We start from the raw sequence: 18578 nt of genomic DNA on the forward strand, positions 1-18578 counted from the left end.
AAGATAAAATAAAAAATAATTATGCTGAACGATAAATTTTATTATCGAAAAGCATAATTATTTTTTTGATAATTCTATGGTGTTTTTAAGCAATATGATTTTCGCGCAAAATCGTGGCTACAAGTTCCTGTATTTCAGGGGTTTTGGTCCATTCTTCAAAGTGATCAAAATCTTCTTTTGGCATTTCAAAATTTTCATTGATGTATTTTTCGTACTTGATCACGCTACTAGAACGCGGAATATTTAGTTGTAAGATGCGAACATTTTGAATAAAGCCCCGAACTGCCGCTAATTCGGCACGTCCGTTTTGGGCAATATTAGAAATTTCATAGTATTTCGAACCATCTTTACGCGTAATTTCTTCGATCAGATCAAGCGTCTCATTACTTTTCATACCTTTCCCTCTTTTCAAAATTCTCCAAATTAGCCCCATTATACTACAAAAACCGTTGTAGCTTCTAGCAAGACTACAACGGTGGCATAAGAGAGAAAGAGAATTGATTAGAAGGTAATTAAAATTACCTTACCACTCAAAGATACACTTTTTTGAAAACGGTGTCAAATAATTTCTATTAAAGTTTTAATTTTTTCTTTGTTCCTTAAAAACCACTACTCAAGACGACTTATCCATATTATAATTAATTTATGCGATCGCCTAGTATAGGTACTTTTGCATTCACTCTTTAAGATTTTTTGCAGTCAAAAATGTGGCCGACTCTAGGGTGAAAATTTTGCTAACTCGATCGCTTATCCGCTGTTTCTCACTTCAAATTTATCGTGAGAAAAACATTAGGAAAGGAATCACAACTATCTCGGAATTCGCCACACCGAATAATATTTTATTATGATTAATCGTAAACAGTTTAAAGCTAGCTTTTATCTAGCACTTTTATTTAGCTTGATCCGCTTATTTTTAGCATTAATAACTTCTGGTACTACAGTCAAAGAGAACTTCCAAGCCTTGACACTGTTCTTTTACACTAATGTTTGGTTTGTCCCAATTATTTTGCTCTTAGGCTATATCCTAGTTGTTACTTGCAGTATCTACCTTATTTTTCGGATCTTAAATTACATCATCAATTTTCTACGTAAGATAAATTAACAGGCACGCCTAAAAAGCGTGCCTGTTAATTTTATTCAACAATTATCAAAAACTGATTATTCTTCACCGATACCCATTTGGTCTTCGACAACATCCACGATTTGCATTACGTAATCATGAACTAGTTCTTTAGTTGGGGCTTCAGCCATTACACGAAGTAAATCTTCAGTACCACTAGGACGTACAAGTACTCGTCCTTCATCCCCCATTTGTTCTTCAACTTTAGCGATAATGTCTTTGATCGCTTGATTTTCTAAGGCTAACTTCTTATCGGTCACACGTACATTGACCAATTCTTGTGGGTAAGTTGTAACTTCAGCAGCCAATTCTGAAAGTGGCTTACCGGTTTGTTTGATCACATTCAAGAGTTGTAAAGCAGTCAACATCCCATCACCAGTTGTATTGAAGTCTAAGAAGACAACGTGACCTGATTGTTCACCACCAACGTTATAACCACTCTTACGCATTTCTTCAACCACGTAGCGGTCACCAACTTTAGTTTTAACAGAAGTTAAGCTATGTTGGTCCATTGCTTTATACAAACCAATGTTACTCATTACAGTTGTGACGATCGTGTCTTTCTTCAAACGACCGCGTTCGCTCATATATTTACCACAAATATACATGATCTTATCACCATCAATGATATTACCTAATTCATCAACGGCAATACACCGGTCACCATCGCCATCAAAGGCAACCCCAACTTGAGCTTTTGTTTCTAAAACAAATTTAGCTAAAGCTTCTGGATGAGTTGAACCGACACCCTTGTTGATGTTGAGCCCATTTGGACTAGTTGCCATTGTTTCAAATTCAGCCCCTAGATCAGCAAATAAGCGTGAAACTAAAGCACTTGTTGACCCGTTCGCCCCATCAACTGCAATTTTCATCCCACTTAAATCATCTGGGATCGTTTGTTCCAAGAATTGAGTATATTTAAGTGCACCTTCACGATAGTTATTTAATGTCCCCAAACCTTCAGCGGCTGGACGTGGTAAAGTATCTTCGTCTTTTTCAAGTAAAGCTTCAATTTCTTCTTCTTGATCATCAGAAAGCTTGTAGCCATCCCCACCAAAGAATTTAATACCGTTATCTTGTACTGGATTATGTGAAGCCGAGATCATGATCCCAGCATCGGCAGCTTGTAAACGTACTAAGTAAGCAACACCTGGAGTCGTGATCACACCAAGTGAAAATACTTCTATCCCCACTGATAAAAGACCTGCGATCAATGCTTGTTCCAACATTTGGCCAGAAATGCGGGTATCACGTGCAACTAATACTCTAGGTGGTTGTTCACTATTTTTGGCATGTTGCGTTAAGACATAACCACCACAACGTCCTAGTTTAAATGCAAGTTCTGGTGTCAATGTTTTATTTGCAACGCCTCTAACACCGTCAGTCCCAAAATATTTCATCTTAAATCCTCATTTCTTTATCGTTATTAAATATATAGCAAATCCTGAGTAATCATTTTACTCAGAGCTTGTGGTCGTCGACTCACTACTTGTACTAGAGCTACTTGATGTTTCTGAGCTTGATTCACTCTTAGAAGACTCAGTTGAACTTGACGAGCTTACTGTACTTTTAGCTTCACTCGAAGTAGCTTGTGAACTGCTGCTCTTAACACTTGATTCATTTAACACAGCTTCGGTACTCGTTTCTGTCGTACTTTCATCACTTACATCGATTTGAACTTCGATCGATGCTGGTGAGACACTAGCGATCCCGCTTTGCGTTGGCGATAGTTTGATCGTGCGTGTTGTTGATTCATTGACTCCAGCCACAGAAACTGGCACTTCAAAGGAGCTGAGTTTACTTAACGCACTCTTTGTGCCCCGCACTTGGATCGTCTTAGTATCGGTCGATAACTGGTATTTCTTACCAGCAACACCATTATTTTCAGCAACTAACTTGACCTTGACATTCTTAGTCGTCGTTGCTTGACTGATCGGAACGGTCACTTTTACTGTTTCTGGTGAAAGCGAAACGTTTAAGACTCGCCCTTTTTTATCCAAGGCTTGTAAAAGAACCGTTCGGCTATAACTTGTATGTGTATTATTAGGTAAGTTAACATTGGCTACTACGCTGTCTAATTTAGCAACCTCACTTTTGGCACCAATGACCTCGACTGTTTGTTGACTGATCGTTGGTGTCCCCGCAACATAATCTTTCTGAATTTGATCAGCATCATATCTTACTTGGATCGGCATTTTGACGGTCTTTTTAGTAGCTATTTTGACCGTGATCTTTTCAGGAACAAGTGCAACACTTAATTCTTTACTAAAACCACTTGTTTTTAATTTAACGGTATGCGTCCCAGTCTTTAAGCCTGAAAGATCGGCATAAACTTCAAAGTTTCTAGTATTATCTAGTGCCGTTACTAGCGCACTTGGACCAGAAACCTCAACTTTTATTTTTTCAGGATAACCAGTTACATAGTATTTATTACTGTCAACATTCAAGGTCAAAGGAACCTTTAGCGTCAACGATTTATTAGTTGTTAAATTTGATTGGGCTACTTCTTTATCAGAAACACGTGTTGAACCCAAACGTTGATAACTTACAAAAAAGAATAACAGTAAGGCAAAAAACAGCGATAATATCCGATATAGCGCCTTAGTGCCTAAAAACTTAGAAAATTTCAATGTTTTGACCCCCCTTTGCCAAATATTTCAGCAAAAAAGCGTGCCACAGCATTATTTTTTTCTTCTTGCTTAGGTACAAGATCATTAGATAATAGCTTCAAGTAATCTTGACGTGTTAAATCACGCAATAATTCATTATTCTTCGTGATCGTCACACCACCAGTTTCTTCAGAAACAACGATCGTCAAAGCATCGGTAACTTCGCTGATTCCTACTGCAGCCCGGTGTCTTGTCCCTAATGCTTTAGGGATCAAATTACTTTCAGATAATGGTAAATATGCAGCCGCAACAGCGATGCGATTATTTTTGATGATCACTGCCCCGTCATGCAATGGGGTGTTAGGGATAAAAATATTTATCAATAATGCACCACTAACATCTGCATCTAACGGAATCCCGGTTTCAATATAGTCATCTAGACCAGTGTTCATTTGGATCGTGATCAAAGCCCCGATACGGCGCTTAGACATATACTGGATCGCCTGATCTAAAGCTTGAACTAATTGCTCTTCAGCTTCATTTTCTTTTTTATTATAAGCCGTAAATAACGAGCCTCGTCCTAAATGCTCCAAACCACGCCGGATCTCTGGTTGAAAGATAATAATGATTGCAATTATCCCCCAATTGATCACTTGATCCATGATCCAAGAAACAGTCTCTAACCCGATATACCAACTTATTAATTTGATCACTAAAATGATCACTATCCCGCGAAACAATTGTACAGCTTTTGTCCCACGAAGCAGCATCATCAACATGTAGATCACGTACCAAACAACTAAAATATCTAGCAAACTGACGAAATGTTCCCAAGAAAATAAGCTGCCCCAGTTAATTGACATGGTTTCCCCCCTCTTTTCAGTTTCAACATCTTGTATTATAGCATGAATCGGTGACTTTTTGGCATTTGGTCCTTTAATTCATTTTTTTAACTAAAACAACTATACCAATTTACGATATTTTTAGTTTTAGTTAAAAAAAGTCCTAATCTTTGACGAATATTACTCAACATTGCTAAATTTTGCTACAATAGAAGGCAACAATGGTAGGTGATTTTATGACGAAAAAATTAAATTGGACCGTACGGATAACTTTTGTGCTCTATTTGGTATATGTCTATTTAACTGTTTACCGGCTAAATTCGTTTTACAGCTTTCTTTTACTCAATACTTTCTTGGCGTATATTCCAATTGAGATCTCAATGCACCTAAAAGCTAAGCAACCAAAACTGCTTTATTGGGGATTGTTTATTCTATGGCTTTTATTTTATCCTAATGCTCCTTATGTCATTACCGATCTCTTTCATTTAGCGCGGATGAATCCCTATGATCCACTAAATGGTCTAATGAGTTTCAATTTGCATAAGTGGCTTAATTTTACCAATCTAGTTACTAGCGCCTTTGCCTGTTCAATTGTAGGGACTTGGAGTTTAGAGCATGTTGCTCAAACTTTACAAGCACGTTTTAAATTACGTGGTTGGGGGGCACGCAACTTGCTTGTCCTTATCCTAACACTAGCTTCTTCGATCGGTATCTACGTTGGTCGTTTCTTGCGACTACACACAGCGTATCTTTTCTTAGAACCCGATGCTGTCGTTAAGCAATTAATTGAAATGTGGAGCCCACGGATGCTGATCTTTGTCATTTTCATGACGATCATTCAACTTAGCATCTGGGCAGCAATGACGATTGGTCGACTTTTGATCAATCAATATGATCAACAAAATAATTTGCTATAAAAATATCCTAACTTAAAGTTTGAAATGCCTCACAATCGTTAGAATCTTGTCTAACAATTATGAGGCACTTCAGTTAACAACTTCAAGTTAGGATATTATTTTTTAGCGCTCCTCACCAATGATCCGCACTTCGGTTTCTAAGTTCACATCGAATTTTTCTGCAATCACTGTTTGGATATGTTTGATCACATTTAAGTAATCTGTCGCTGTTGCTGAACCAATATTGACAATAAATCCAGCATGTTTTTTAGAAACTTGGGCTCCACCGATCGTAAAGCCTTGTAGTCCTGCATCATGGATTAATTTTCCGGTATAATGTCCTGCTGGACGCTTAAAAACACTTCCACAAGAAGGATATTCTAATGGTTGTTTAGAGGCACGTAAGAAGTTTAACTCATCCATTTGAGCTCGGATCACTTTCTTATCACCTGGTGTTAATTTAAAGGTTGCGGCTAAGACAATATCGTCTTCTGCTTGTAAGCGACTCATCCGATAACCGAATTGTAATTCTTCATTTTGATAGGTCTTGATCTGACCATCAGGCGACAAAACCGTGACAGCTTCAACTACATCTTTTATTTCGCCACCATAGGCTCCAGCATTCATAAAGACTGCCCCACCGATCGAACCTGGGATCCCTGCCGCAAATTCTAGTCCACTTAGACCATGTTGGTACGCCACTTCTGTCGTTTCGATCAAAGAAGCTCCCGCCGTTGCGGTTACACGTTCACCCTCACTTGTGATCGTGTTTAATTCGGTCAAAATGATCACTAAACCACGAATTCCACCATCACGCACGATCAAATTGCTGGCATTGCCGATGATCGTTAATGGCAATTCATTTTGAGCGGCAAAACGCACTAATTGTTGTGTTTGTGTAACATCGGTCGGAAAAGCAACTAAATCTGCTGGACCACCTGTTTTAGTATTCGTATAGTGAGCTAAAGGCTCAGTTGTTAAAATTTTGATTTCTGGAAATTCTTGTGTTATTTTTTCAGTAATATTTATCATTCTTTTGCACCCTTATAAATAGCATTAACAAATTTATCATAACATATTTTGACTTGCGATAGTGGTTGCTTTATCCTTATAGGGAATAATGAAGAGAAAAGAGGATAAGGTATGAAATTTATTTCTTGGAATATTAACGGCTTACGCGCTGTCTTAAAAAAGAATTTTCTCACCGTCTTTAATGACTTAGCGGCAGACTTTTTTTGTCTCCAAGAGATCAAGCTCCAAGCCGGGCAAGTCGAACTTGATCTTCCTGGATACTATCAATACTGGAATTATGCCGAAAAAAAGGGCTATTCGGGCACAGCGATTTTTGCTAAGCAACCTCCGTTAACCGTCACAAAAGGGATCGGCAAAGAAGAATTTGACCACGAAGGTCGCGTCTTGACCCTTGAATATCATGATTTTTTCTTAGTCAACTGCTACACCCCTAATGCTCAAGATAAATTAAAACGCCTCGATTTTCGCTTAGCGTGGGAAAAAGAATTTAAAAATTATCTAACCACGCTCGCAACTAAAAAAGCCGTGATTTTATGTGGTGATCTAAATGTTGCTCACCAAGCGATCGATTTAAAAAATCCACAGTCTAACCAAAAAAATGCTGGTTTTAGTCCCCAGGAACGTCAGGCAATGACTGATCTTTTAGCCAGTGGTTTTACCGATACTTTCCGCTATTTTTATCCTGAAAAAGTTGGTGCTTACTCATGGTGGAGCTATCGATTTAATGCCCGAAGTCGTAACGCTGGCTGGCGAATTGATTATTTTATCGTATCTAATGACCTAGTGAAAAATTTAACCGATAGCCAGATCTTAAGCGAGATCACTGGATCAGACCATTGTCCCGTTTTGTTACAAACAACTGACTTAACATAATTATTTTGAAAGGAACATCAAAGTATGAATTTTATTGCATTTGATTTTGAAACTGCCAATGCCAAAAGGAGTAGTGCTTGCTCTTTGGCATTGACCGTGGTACGTGATGGACAGATCGTTGATGAATTATACTCTTTGATCAAACCATCAACTCCATTTTCTGCCTTTAATACTCAGATCCATGGAATTACAGCAGCACAAGTTAAAAATGCCCCAAACTTTGCTGAACTTTGGCCCCATATAAAAAACTTTTTTACCCCCTATCAACTAGTAGTTGCACATAATGCACCGTTTGATTGCAGTGTACTCAATAAAACACTCGCTGAATATGACATTGCCACACCTAGCTTTCTAGTCTTAGATACAGTCAAGACAAGTAAGCAGTTTTATCAAGACCTTCCTAACCATAAATTAAACACAGTTTGTGACAGTTTGAATATTGATTTAAAAAATCACCATAATGCGCTCGCAGATAGCCACGCTTGTGCGCAGATCTTACTGACTCAAGCTAGAGAATTTGGACCAGAAAAACTGCGTCCCTTCATCAGACAATATCAACGTTAATCAAAAAAGTCGGTAGCTCATTTTTTGCTACCGACTTTTAATTTAATTTACATTACCTAACTCAGCTACTAATTTTTCATAACGTGCACCCGTTGGTTCAAAAATGATTTGTCGCTTATCATCATTTGTCGGGTCTTTGAGCAATTTGATCAATAAATAAGTATCTGGGAGATCTTCGGCCACAAACTGCGACCATTCGACCACACTTACCCCATCTGCATTAAAATATTCTTCTAACCCAAGATCAGCTCCACCAGTTTCTTCTAACCGGTAAACATCCATATGATAAAGTGGTAAGCGCCCTTCTTGATATTCACGGATCAAAGTAAAAGTTGGACTTTTTACGTTCTTCTTGATACCAAGTCCACTAGCTAACCCTTTAGTAAAGGTCGTTTTACCTGCCCCTAGATCACCATCAAGTAATAAAACATCTTGTGGTTGTAAAAATTGCGCTAATTTTTGGGCTAATTGTTTAGTTTGTTCTGCATTTTCTACGATAAATTCCATTTTATTCCTCATCGATCGCTTGGGCTGCGGTGATCAAAGATACCTTATAGATTTCTTCTTCATCACATCCCCGTGATAAATCTGATACTGGTTGGTTCAAACCTTGTAAGATTGGCCCCACTGCTTCAAAGCCCCCAAGACGTTGCGCGATCTTATAACCAATGTTACCAGATTGTAGTTCTGGGAAGACAAAAACATTCGCATGACCAGCAACCTTGGAATCTGGAGCTTTTTTAGCTGCAACACTTGGTACAAAGGCAGCATCAAATTGTAACTCACCATCGATCTCTTCGTTTGGAGCTAATTGCTTAGCCAATTTCACAGCTTCGATCACTTTATCAACTACTGGTGAGCTAGCTGATCCCTTGGTTGAAAAGCTCATCAAAGCAACTTTAGGATCAATATCAAATAAACGCGCTGTTTTGGCACTTTCAACGGCGATTTCAGCTAAGTCTTGCGCAGTTGGGTCAATGTTGATCGCACAATCAGAAAAGATATAGCGTTCATCTTCCCGTAACATCAAAAAGGCCCCGCTTGTTCGTCTAACATTTGGCTTAGTCTTAATGATCTGGAGAGCTGGTCTGACCGTATCACCAGTCGCATGGATCGCACCCGAGACCATTCCATCAGCTTTACCTAAGTAAACAAGCATCGTTCCAAAATAATTAACATCTTTTAACATTTCACGTGCTTGTTCAGCCGTATTTTTCCCATTCCGGCGTGCTACAAACGCAGCGACCATTTCTTCAAAGGCTGCAGCCGGATATGTAGCTGGGTCTAAAATTTGTAAATTTTCTGGTAACTGCTCGGTCCGACTAAGTTTAAGGATCTCTTCACGTTTACCTAATACGATCGGTGTCAGTAAGTTTTCACTTGCCAAGCGAATCGTAGCATTAACGATCCGTTCATCGTTACCTTCAGGAAAAACCAGTGTCATTGGTTTTTGTGTCACTTTTTGTTTTAAGCTTTCTAATAATTCCATGTTTTAATTTTAGCTATACTAACATCAAATATAGCTTTCCTTTCTTAATTTTCCCAAATTTTCTGGTCATGACGACCCCTTTTTAGCTAAATTTTTCCATATCACCTCGCATCTTGTAAACCAGCTACAGTTTTTGGCAGTTGCCAATCGATCGGCGTCTCCCCCATTGCCACTAACGCTGCATTTGTCTTGGAAAATGGTTTTGAACCAAAAAAACCTCGACTAGCGGATAATGGACTCGGATGTGCTGACATTAAAACTACATTTTTACTCTGATCGATCAAATTTAATTTTGATTGTGCTGCTCGTCCCCATAAAATGAAGATCACAGGCTTATCACGTTCGGATAATTTTTTGATCGCTAAGTCAGTCAAAGCTTCCCAGCCTTTACCTTGATGCGAGTACGCTTGCCCATCACGAACTGTCAAAACTGCATTTAACAATAAGACACCTTGTTTGGCCCATTTTTCCAAATACCCGTGCGAAACTGGCTCTATCCCTAGGTCATTTTGTAATTCTTTATATATATTGCGCAATGAAGGCGGAATTTGGACTCCTGGTAAAACAGAAAAACTCAACCCGTGAGCTTGATTAGGTCCATGATAAGGATCTTGACCTAAGATCACGACTTTTACTTGTGAAAAAGGAGTCCATTCAAAAGCTTCATAGATGTGGTACATATCGGGATGAATCGCGTAATGACCGTATTCATATTTTAAAAACTCATGCAACTTCGCGTAGGTCGGTGACGCAAAAACTGGCGCCAAAACTTCTTGCCAATCATTATGAATCAATTCTTTCAATATATTACACCTCGCATTAATTTTACCATAACTCGAAAATAATACCATTCTCCCTTGCTCACAAGTATAAAAGCCCTTTAATTTTACTTAAGTGTAAATTTTGTCCTTTCATGTTAGAATGAACTTACTAGACAAATTAAGGTGAGGTTTTATACTATGGTTCAAATTATTGCATCTGATATGGATGGTACACTATTGAATGATAAAATGGTCATTTCCAAGCGTAATGCTGCTGCGGTCAAAGAAGCGCAAGCACAAGGAGTTCATTTTATCGTTTCGACTGGACGTGCCTATGACGAAGTAAAGCCACTGATCACAGAAGCTGGTTTCAATTGCCCCATGATCACATTAAATGGTGCTTTTGTACTAGATGAAGAAGGTAAAGAAATCAGTGCTGCACCGATCCCGGACTCAATCGCAAAACAAATCATGGTCAAACTAAAACGCCAAGGGCTTTACTTTGAAGTTATCACTGCTAAGGGCGTTTGCTCTGACAATAAAGCTAAGCGCATCGAAAACTTTGCTGAATTATTAGCAAGTACTAGCCCAGATACGCCTTATAAATTAGCAGTCACGCTTGCTTCTGCCCGCATGGAATTAATGAATATCAATTATGTTGATAATTATTTAGATCTAGTCGATGATCCTAAAACTGTCATCGGTAAGATCGTTGTCTTTAGTCCAGAAGGGCAAAAAGTTTTAGGACCGATCAAAGATGAATTAGCTAAGAATAAGAACTTAGTCATTACTTCTTCTGGTCCCGGAAATATTGAGATCAATCACGTAAACGCCCAAAAAGGTGTAGCCTTACAAGCTTACGCTGACAGCTTGAACATCCCAATGGATAACGTGATGGCTATTGGTGATAACAATAATGACCTTTCAATGATCAAAGCTGCGGGCATTAGTTATGCCATGGGTAACGGAAGTGATGAGATCAAGTTAGCTGCTAAATACTTGACCCTTCCAAATACTGAAGATGGTGCTGGTCGTGCGATCGAAGAAGTTTTAGCTAAGAAAAATAATTAAAAATTGCTGTAGTTGAACTGGATCGAGGTGCTTTAACGTGCGCAATTTATATACTCGTCGCAGTGAATTATCTAACCGTGGGACCATCCGAGTCAAAGATGATTCGGGCCGTCTCGTTTATCTTATGCTTGGAAAATGGGGAATTCATCCCGGCGTTTTATCGGTTTACGATGTTTCCGGTCCACTTTTAGCCGAGATCAAACAACGCTCTTTGGGATTCTTTCCTAAGTTTGATCTTTATGCTTCAAAAAAACACGTTGGTTCTTTGCGCCGATACCAAGGGATCAGCCATGAGATGTTATTTGTTAAGGGTTTAAATTGGTTTATCGTTGGTAATTTGATGACATTTAACTATAAAGTCTATCACGGACGCCAATGCATCATGACGATCTCCGAAGTTCAACTTACAGCAGGAACATCACTTGAGTTTCACATAAAAAATAAAGACGATGAGCCTTTGTGCCTTTGTATCGCTGCGATCCTTGACTATTGGGCGCGCCACGATCTAAAGGTCAAACAAAAGAAAAAAGATTATTATGGTAAGCTTGCTTGGTAAATATCCCTGGTAGCTTTGAGCTGTGTAATGACATCCTCGTTACACGGCTTTTTTATTATACTAACTAAAAAAAAAGATCCGTTGAAATTAATTCCTAATTTCAGCGGATCTTTTAAGATATTACGCTAATTTTTTGATCAAGTTTTTCAAACAAGTAAATACCTCACCCGGTAGTGGCGTAGTTTGATGCTGTGCTTGATAAGTTTCTAACCAAGTCAAACGGGCATGTAACCTTTGTTGTAATTTTTGGCGATAATAATTGTTATCCAAATCAACTGGATAGCTCGGTAAAGCCAGATAGCTCATCTGCGGTAATTCGCCAAAATCACGCCAATCACCTTCATTTTTCACAATACTCTCAAGTAAATTCAAGGTTACATCTTTAGTAATATCTACCCCATTAAAGGAATTGGTATTCACAATGTAGCAATCGACTTCTTGTTTAGTAAATAAAGCTTTAAAGTCATGATAATCTTCAGCTAACGGATAGACCCGAAATGGATTTGCAAAAGGCTCGATCACCAGTTCATCTTTAGCTTTTTCAACTAAATTTTCTGCAGTCGAACGTTTAGTTGCTAACGTTAGGCCAAAAGTTGCTGCTAAAATCGGATCAGATAGCTTAACTACTGGTGGTAAACTATCATCTTTCATGATCCAAAAAATCGAATTGATCGGTGCTTTTTCACTATCGATCCGATTTTTAGAGGAATAACGCGATTTTATCGTCCGCCCATTACCGTTACGAATATCTTCTGTTACTAAGATTTTTTGGCCATTTTCATTTAAGGTCACCCCGACATTCATCACTGTCGTAAAATACTCCTGTTCCTTGTCACCGACGGTATAGTCACTGGTCTTATCAAAGTAAGCTGGCTCTAAGGCAATTGAGCGCCCACTTTCTCTTTCAATGATAAACGCATCATCATGTAAAATGTTGATTCGTTTAAAGCGATTATCATGTTTGGCATGTGTCAAAGTTGACTTCCCTGAACCCGATAAACCATAGAAAGCAAAAACTTTTTTCTCATTATTATCAAGTACAAATGTTTTTTCACCACCATGACAAGCAGTAAAACCATGGCGATGGGCGATCGACCACGCTAACGTCAAGGTTGCCTTTTTTAACTCGCCAAAATAGCGTAGTCCTAAAATCGCGACTACGTTATGCTCGGGATCAAACAGAACTAAGCCATTAGGATAAGCAAAATTTTCCCAAGTTGGATCACAATAAACATAGATATCATTTTCGTCATAATGTTTTGAGTTGTTATAACGTTTGCGATATTCAAAATCCAGTGGTTGAAAATTTAACATGTAGGATAATAAGTTATGTTCAAAACCTTCTGGCAACATCATATGGGCTTTGACCATAAACTCTTCATCTAGCCCGACTAAAACCTCTGTTGCATAAAATTCTTTATTTTGCCCCATATACACGGCTTCGCGTAACACAGCATTCAATTCTGTTTTATTTTCTCCCGGTTCACCGATCACGTGGCGTGCAGCCGCAGTCCGACCAACAACACGGCCATGATTATTGACGAGCACTTTTGCATCTTGGGGCAGGCCTAATTGAGCGGTATGTTTGATCACTTGGTCAGTCACGATCGTTGTCTTACTGTTTTTAGCTAACTTATATGCTTGTTTTATCTGATTTACTGGATGAACATTATTCCCATAAAAAGCGGTTTCAATAGTAGTTTTAGTTGGTGAGAAAAAGTTACTTTGTTTGGTAACTTCTTGGTTTGAAAATTTTTCTTTTGTACTCATTTTACTTTACTGTTAAAATTAACAGTTCCTCACTTTCTTTAAAATCCGTAACCGACCTGCCATTCATACATTGATAATATTTTATCATAACTTTTATAAAAGCGCTTTAATTTACACTTCAAAAAAACAGGGTGCGCAAACACCCTGTTTTTTAAAGTTTATCTTTTTTTGTCACTTTTTGAACATCCACTAAGGGACAACCAACATTATGACATGATTCACAATCCGTATTTTTATGACTAATAAAACGAGTGTAGATGATCCGTGCAACTAACGCAAAAATCACTACTCCTAAAATTACAGTTGCGACCATTCAGATCCCTCCGTTTCCATTAAATCATCGGTTGGTGGTTGATAACTTTTCTTAAAAATCAAACCATAGACTAACAATGAAACGCCTAAAATAACGAGTAAGACATTTAAAAATGAAAATGTTCCGCTAACAAGCAATGACGTTTGGTAAATCAGCATTGCCGCTAAATACGCTAAAAATGTTTGGTATCCCACAGCACGCCAAGTCCACTTAGCATCACCATATTCCTTATGCATCGCCCCGATTGCAGCAAAACACGGCGCGCACAATAAATTAAACGCTAAAAATGCATAGGCCGCCATCGGAGTATATGCCGCAGTCAGCAAATGCGCAAATTGTGCTTGACTAGATGGATTACCAAACGCTACCTGTAAAGTAGCTACACAGTTTTCTTTAGCGATCAAACCCGTTAACACTGCTGAAACTGCGCGCCAATCTCCAAAGCCAAGTGGTGCAAAAATTGGGGCTAATAAACTCCCAAAATCGCGTAGCATACTACTGTCTTGGGGTACTGGTTGCAGTTTAAAATTATAATTAGATAATAGCCAGATCAAAACCATTGAAGCAAAAATGATCGTCCCTGCTTTTTTCACAAAACCGCGACTTTTATTCCAAACATAACGGATAATGTTATCCAATTTGGGTAAATGATATGTCGGTAACTCCATGACAAACGGCTGGGGTTCACCCGCAAATAACGGGGTCTTTTTCAAATAGATCCCCGAACAGATCACCGCAATGATCCCCAAAAAATATGCTGCTGGCGCCGCTAAGCTTTGTCCTTTAAAAAAGATACCTGCGACTAAAGCGATGACCGTCAATTTCGCCGAACATGGCATAAAAGTAGTCAGCATGATCGTCATCTTACGATCTTTTTCCGATTCGATCGTTCTCGTTGACATGATTCCCGGAACGCCACAACCAGTTGAAATCAGCAATGGAATAAAGGATTTTCCTGATAAGTTAAATCTCCTAAAGATTCGATCCATCACAAATGCGATCCGTGACATGTAACCACAATCCTCTAAGATTCCTAAACATAAAAAGAGCATCATGATCTGTGGCAAAAAACCTAACACAGCACCAACCCCACCAATTATGCCATCAATGATCAAACCTTGCATAAAAGGTGCCACATGCCAAGCTTGTAAGATCCTTTGGGCATTATCTGGAATATATTCACCAAACAAGACGTCATTGACCCAATCAGAGCCAGCTCCCCCGATCACTTGGATCGACAAATAATAAACTAGCCACATGACCCCAAAAAAGATCGGCAAGGCCAAATAACGATTAGTAACGACTAGATCGATTCGATCAGATAAACTTAAGGAAAAGTCACCTTCATCGATCACACATTGATCCATTAGGTGGGATATGTAATCATAACGAGCATTGATAATGATGCTACTACTATCATCTTCAAAAACTTTTTCAGCTGTTTTGATCAATTCAGCGATTTTTTCTCTTCGCTTAGCATCTAACTGTAATTCAGCTTGAATCTGCTCATCTCTTTCAAATAATTTGATCGCATAAAAACGCTGCTCGGCAACACTTACAATTCCTTCAAGTTGCTCTGTGATCATTGCTAATGCTGCTTCTAGGCGCGGATCATATTTAGGGTAGACGATCTCTTTAGCTTCATCTTTTTTCAGCTCTGTGATCAACGAATCGATATTTTTCTTCTTTAAAGCACTGATTTTTACGACTGGAACGCCTAGTAAATACGCCAATTTTTTCGTATTTATTCTTCTTCCTTGTTTTTTCAACAAGTCAGTCATGTTTAAGGCTACAACTAACGGAATTTTTGTTTCTAGTAATTGCAAAGTCAAATACAAATTCCGTTCAATATTTGTTGCATCAACGACGTCCAAAATTTGTTGCGGACGGTCTGTCAATAAATATTTACGTGCGACTAATTCTTCAGGCGTGTAGGGTGCTAAGGAATAAATGCCGGGGAGATCTTGTAATAAGAGTTGCTTATCTTTTTTTAAATATCCCGATTTACGTTCAACTGTAACCCCCGGCCAGTTACCAACACGCTGATTAGCCCCCGTCAATAAATTAAATAATGTGGTCTTTCCGCTATTAGCATTCCCTGCTAAAGCGATCTCTTTATGTTTCATAAGTCTATCTTCCTTACTTTGATCAGATCAGCTTCTGATTTACGTAAAGTCAACTTGTAACCACGTACTTTGATCTCAAGCGGGTCACCTAAAGGCGCAGTGTTGATCAGAGTAACTAAAGTATTTTGCGTCAGCCCCATGTCCATAAGACGTCGCTTGAGCTCTTTTCTGCCACCAATTTCGGCAATCAAACAACTTTGCTTTAATTCAATCTCTGAAAGCGGTTTTATTTCTTGTCCTGCAAGTTCCTCAATCCCAACCACTTCAATGTTTACTGCGATTCCTTCACTAAGGGCTAATCTTTGCCCTTGAAAATGGATCATTAACCCGCTATCGTGTGTGTTAAGCGTGATCACAGTGATAACTTTACCGCGAACCATTCCCATTTCATTTAACCTTTTCTTTAATTGATGATCGCCACTCACAGCTGTCACAATATATTTCCCACGTTGTGATACTTCTGATAATTTTTGCATAAGTTCCCCCTTTTCTCAAAATATTTAATAACTCAAATCTGGCTCATACTACTAACTTTAATTGAGAATGATTTTCAATTACAAATTAAAAATAGCATAAATAATTTATTATTTCAAACAATGACCATTAAAAAAGACATCTCAGTTGAGATGCCTTTTCATAAATTATTTTAGAAAAATATTTTTGCACAAACTGCCGACATGATCAATAAGACTACTGATGAAATCAAGGCAGCTCCAAAGACGCTTTTCCCACGTTTAGCGATCACTTTAAAGTTAACCGACATTCCTAACGCTGCCATCGCCATACCTAAGAAAATATAGGCTGCTTGGACCATTGCGTCAATAAACCAAGCTGGTAGTGGAATAAAGGTACCAATAATACTTGAGATCAAAAAGCCTAACATAAACCAAGGAATCGGCAACTTATTTTTTTGTCCAGCGTTCTTGGTTAATTTACCTTGAGCTAAAAGATGTTTTTGATACCAGATTCCAACGAGCAAGGCTACTGGTGCCAATAACAATACTCGTGATAGTTTCATGATCAAGGCGTTATCTAAGCCAACTGTGTGTGCCGAGCTTCCTGCAGCAACTGAATGCGCAATTTCGTGGAGCGAACCACCAGCCATGATTCCAAACTGTGCATCCGTCATGTGTAGTAATGGCTTTATCCCGATTTCGATCAACGTAAATAAAGTTCCCATCACACAAACAACCGCGATTGCTAAAACTTCATTTTCACGTTTGATTTCTGGATCGACGCCATCCCCTTTGATCTGTGGAGAGACCCCCATTACGGCTGCAGCACCACAAATACCACACCCAGAAGCTGTCAAGATCGCTAAATCACTTTCTGCACCAAACTTTTCGCAAAGATAATACGTCAAAATGATCGTAACTGCAACAAAGATGATCGCTAAAAGGATCGTTTTTATTCCCGCTTCAGCCAATTTCATCAAATTAAGCCGAAAACCGAGTAAAATGATCCCTAGACGTAAAAATTTATTTGAAATAAAACCAATACCTGCCCGTGATTTTTCAACTGCAGGTGGGACTAACTGTAAAGACATCCCTAATAATAGCGCAATTACCAACGTTCCTATTAAGTTCAAATATGGTAATTTAGCTAAAAATACTCCTAAAACTGCACAAAGTAACGTTAAGGTAGCTGCATTCCAAAATGAACGTGTCTTAATAATTTGCAAAACTCAAAACTCTTACTACCAAAATATGGAACTATGCTATAAGCAAAGCTGAAAAGAACGGTAGCTTTTCCTTTCCTAATATCTAAAGTAGGGCTTACTAATTATAGTTAATAAAATAATATCTGTTCAGATATAAAGCGTAAAATATCTCAATCTATTACTAGCCCTATACGTAGTTCTAACCTAATATTCATCTCCATATTTTATCTTTTAAAATGAATATCCTGACAAAAAAATTTCTACTAATTATTTTTAGTACCCTTTATCCCTCCTAGATAAAATAGATATATATTTATATAATAAAACATTATATCATTAATTGCACAAAAAAAGACTAGAAATTCTAGTCTTAAGTGATACCGGTGATCGGGGTCGAACCGATACGTCCTCAACGGACACTGGATTTTGAGTCCAGCGCGTCTGCCAATTCCGCCACACCGGCATGTTAAATTAAATAGTTACCTTAATATTAAGCCAACAAAAGGCGGTAACCGGATTTGAACCGGTGATAAAGGTTTTGCAGACCTCTGCCTTACCACTTGGCTATACCGCCATTTCAAAAGGAACAAATCCCTAAACTGGGGTAGCTGGATTCGAACCAGCGCATGAGGGAGTCAAAGTCCCTTGCCTTACCGCTTGGCTATACCCCAATCAAAGGGCGATAGGTGGGAATCGAACCCACGCGTGCCGGAGCCACAATCCGGTGCGTTAACCACTTCGCCACTATCGCCATCATGGCAGGGATAGTAGGAATTGAACCCACACCGACGGTTTTGGAGACCGTAGTTCTACCTTTAAACTATATCCCTATCATGAAAATGGAAGGGAGTGGATTCGAACCACCGAACCCGAAGGAGCGGATTTACAGTCCGCCG

Annotated in this window: 19 protein-coding genes and 5 tRNA genes; 6 read left to right on the plus strand and 18 right to left on the minus strand. The window is 38.7% G+C overall.

Going from position 1 to position 18578, the window contains the following annotated elements; all coding sequences use genetic code 11:
- Window positions 1-85: 85 nt before the first annotated feature.
- Window positions 86-394: a hypothetical protein gene (locus FC32_RS02840; protein WP_025088002.1), complete on the minus strand. Its 309-nt coding sequence runs from the start codon at window positions 392-394 to the stop codon at window positions 86-88.
- A 450-nt stretch (window positions 395-844) separates the two neighbouring features.
- On the opposite strand from FC32_RS02840, the gene FC32_RS10500 reads away from it, so the two are divergent.
- Complete coding sequence (locus FC32_RS10500) at window positions 845-1102, plus strand: hypothetical protein (protein WP_155891511.1); 258 nt, start codon at window positions 845-847, stop codon at window positions 1100-1102.
- A 56-nt stretch (window positions 1103-1158) separates the two neighbouring features.
- Here the strand turns inward: FC32_RS10500 and glmM are convergent, their stop codons facing one another.
- Genes glmM through cdaA form a run of 3 tightly spaced genes read right to left on the minus strand, consistent with a single transcriptional unit; the run spans window position 1159 to window position 4592 of the window.
- Entirely contained in the window at window positions 1159-2520 is a 1362-nt protein-coding gene (gene glmM / locus FC32_RS02845) for a phosphoglucosamine mutase (protein WP_025088001.1), read from the minus strand.
- A 57-nt stretch (window positions 2521-2577) separates the two neighbouring features.
- A complete protein-coding gene (locus tag FC32_RS02850) occupies window positions 2578-3750 on the minus strand; it encodes a CdaR family protein (protein WP_025088000.1) in 1173 nt (390 codons plus the stop codon).
- Window positions 3747-4592 carry a diadenylate cyclase CdaA gene (gene cdaA, locus FC32_RS02855; RefSeq protein ID WP_025087999.1) on the minus strand — a complete coding sequence of 282 codons (846 nt, stop codon included), beginning with the start codon at window positions 4590-4592 and terminating at the stop codon, window positions 3747-3749. The genes FC32_RS02850 and cdaA overlap by 4 nt, the downstream gene beginning before the upstream one ends.
- Window positions 4593-4807: 215 nt before the next feature.
- On the opposite strand from cdaA, the gene FC32_RS02860 reads away from it, so the two are divergent.
- Window positions 4808-5488 carry a DUF1361 domain-containing protein gene (locus tag FC32_RS02860; protein ID WP_025087998.1) on the plus strand — a complete coding sequence of 227 codons (681 nt, stop codon included), beginning with the start codon at window positions 4808-4810 and terminating at the stop codon, window positions 5486-5488.
- 102 nt (window positions 5489-5590) lie between these two features.
- Here the strand turns inward: FC32_RS02860 and murB are convergent, their stop codons facing one another.
- Window positions 5591-6499 carry a UDP-N-acetylmuramate dehydrogenase gene (gene murB, locus FC32_RS02865; RefSeq protein WP_035460284.1) on the minus strand — a complete coding sequence of 303 codons (909 nt, stop codon included), beginning with the start codon at window positions 6497-6499 and terminating at the stop codon, window positions 5591-5593.
- Between the two features lie 111 nt (window positions 6500-6610).
- Between murB and FC32_RS02870 the strand changes: the two genes are divergently transcribed.
- A complete protein-coding gene (locus tag FC32_RS02870) occupies window positions 6611-7372 on the plus strand; it encodes an exodeoxyribonuclease III (protein ID WP_025087996.1) in 762 nt (253 codons plus the stop codon).
- A 24-nt stretch (window positions 7373-7396) separates the two neighbouring features.
- Entirely contained in the window at window positions 7397-7936 is a 540-nt protein-coding gene (locus FC32_RS02875) for a 3'-5' exonuclease (protein ID WP_025087995.1), read from the plus strand.
- A gap of 42 nt (window positions 7937-7978) precedes the next feature.
- Here the strand turns inward: FC32_RS02875 and tsaE are convergent, their stop codons facing one another.
- From tsaE to FC32_RS02890, 3 genes are all read right to left on the minus strand, one after another.
- The gene (gene tsaE / locus FC32_RS02880; protein WP_025087994.1) at window positions 7979-8443 is read right to left on the minus strand and encodes a tRNA (adenosine(37)-N6)-threonylcarbamoyltransferase complex ATPase subunit type 1 TsaE; all 465 of its coding nucleotides are present in this window, start codon (window positions 8441-8443) and stop codon (window positions 7979-7981) included.
- Between the two features lies 1 nt (window position 8444).
- Window positions 8445-9425, minus strand: a complete 981-nt coding sequence (gene pta, locus FC32_RS02885; RefSeq protein ID WP_025087993.1) for a phosphate acetyltransferase — start codon at window positions 9423-9425, stop codon at window positions 8445-8447.
- A gap of 101 nt (window positions 9426-9526) precedes the next feature.
- Entirely contained in the window at window positions 9527-10228 is a 702-nt protein-coding gene (locus tag FC32_RS02890) for a uracil-DNA glycosylase (RefSeq protein WP_025087992.1), read from the minus strand.
- Between the two features lie 156 nt (window positions 10229-10384).
- Here FC32_RS02890 and FC32_RS02895 point away from each other — a divergent pair, with 156 nt between their 5' ends.
- Both FC32_RS02895 and FC32_RS02900 read left to right on the plus strand, forming a co-directional pair.
- Window positions 10385-11257 (plus strand): Cof-type HAD-IIB family hydrolase, encoded by an 873-nt coding sequence (locus FC32_RS02895; protein ID WP_056957252.1) that lies wholly within the window; start codon window positions 10385-10387, stop codon window positions 11255-11257.
- Between the two features lie 37 nt (window positions 11258-11294).
- The gene (locus FC32_RS02900; RefSeq protein WP_025087991.1) at window positions 11295-11813 is read left to right on the plus strand and encodes an LURP-one-related/scramblase family protein; all 519 of its coding nucleotides are present in this window, start codon (window positions 11295-11297) and stop codon (window positions 11811-11813) included.
- A 120-nt stretch (window positions 11814-11933) separates the two neighbouring features.
- Here FC32_RS02900 and FC32_RS02905 read toward each other — a convergent pair whose 3' ends face one another.
- The 10 genes from FC32_RS02905 to FC32_RS02945 all read right to left on the minus strand — a co-directional run bounded on the left by FC32_RS02905 (window position 11934) and on the right by FC32_RS02945 (window position 18512).
- A complete protein-coding gene (locus tag FC32_RS02905) occupies window positions 11934-13583 on the minus strand; it encodes a phosphoenolpyruvate carboxykinase (ATP) (RefSeq protein WP_025087990.1) in 1650 nt (549 codons plus the stop codon).
- A gap of 151 nt (window positions 13584-13734) precedes the next feature.
- The gene (locus FC32_RS10505; RefSeq protein ID WP_155891510.1) at window positions 13735-13896 is read right to left on the minus strand and encodes a FeoB-associated Cys-rich membrane protein; all 162 of its coding nucleotides are present in this window, start codon (window positions 13894-13896) and stop codon (window positions 13735-13737) included.
- Complete coding sequence (gene feoB, locus FC32_RS02910; protein ID WP_025087989.1) at window positions 13881-16022, minus strand: ferrous iron transport protein B; 2142 nt, start codon at window positions 16020-16022, stop codon at window positions 13881-13883. The genes FC32_RS10505 and feoB overlap by 16 nt, the downstream gene beginning before the upstream one ends.
- Complete coding sequence (locus tag FC32_RS02915; RefSeq protein ID WP_056957253.1) at window positions 16019-16498, minus strand: FeoA family protein; 480 nt, start codon at window positions 16496-16498, stop codon at window positions 16019-16021. The genes feoB and FC32_RS02915 overlap by 4 nt, the downstream gene beginning before the upstream one ends.
- A gap of 170 nt (window positions 16499-16668) precedes the next feature.
- Window positions 16669-17703 (minus strand): YeiH family protein, encoded by a 1035-nt coding sequence (locus FC32_RS02920; RefSeq protein WP_056957254.1) that lies wholly within the window; start codon window positions 17701-17703, stop codon window positions 16669-16671.
- 357 nt (window positions 17704-18060) lie between these two features.
- Window positions 18061-18145 (minus strand) — tRNA-Leu (locus FC32_RS02925).
- A 40-nt stretch (window positions 18146-18185) separates the two neighbouring features.
- A tRNA-Cys gene (locus FC32_RS02930) sits at window positions 18186-18256 on the minus strand.
- Between the two features lie 25 nt (window positions 18257-18281).
- Window positions 18282-18353, minus strand: a tRNA-Gln gene (locus tag FC32_RS02935).
- Between the two features lie 7 nt (window positions 18354-18360).
- A tRNA-His gene (locus tag FC32_RS02940) sits at window positions 18361-18433 on the minus strand.
- A gap of 5 nt (window positions 18434-18438) precedes the next feature.
- Window positions 18439-18512, minus strand: a tRNA-Trp gene (locus FC32_RS02945).
- Window positions 18513-18578: the final 66 nt, after the last annotated feature.

The sequence above is a fragment of the Ligilactobacillus apodemi DSM 16634 = JCM 16172 genome (assembly GCF_001434405.1).
Lineage (GTDB): Bacteria > Bacillota > Bacilli > Lactobacillales > Lactobacillaceae > Ligilactobacillus > Ligilactobacillus apodemi.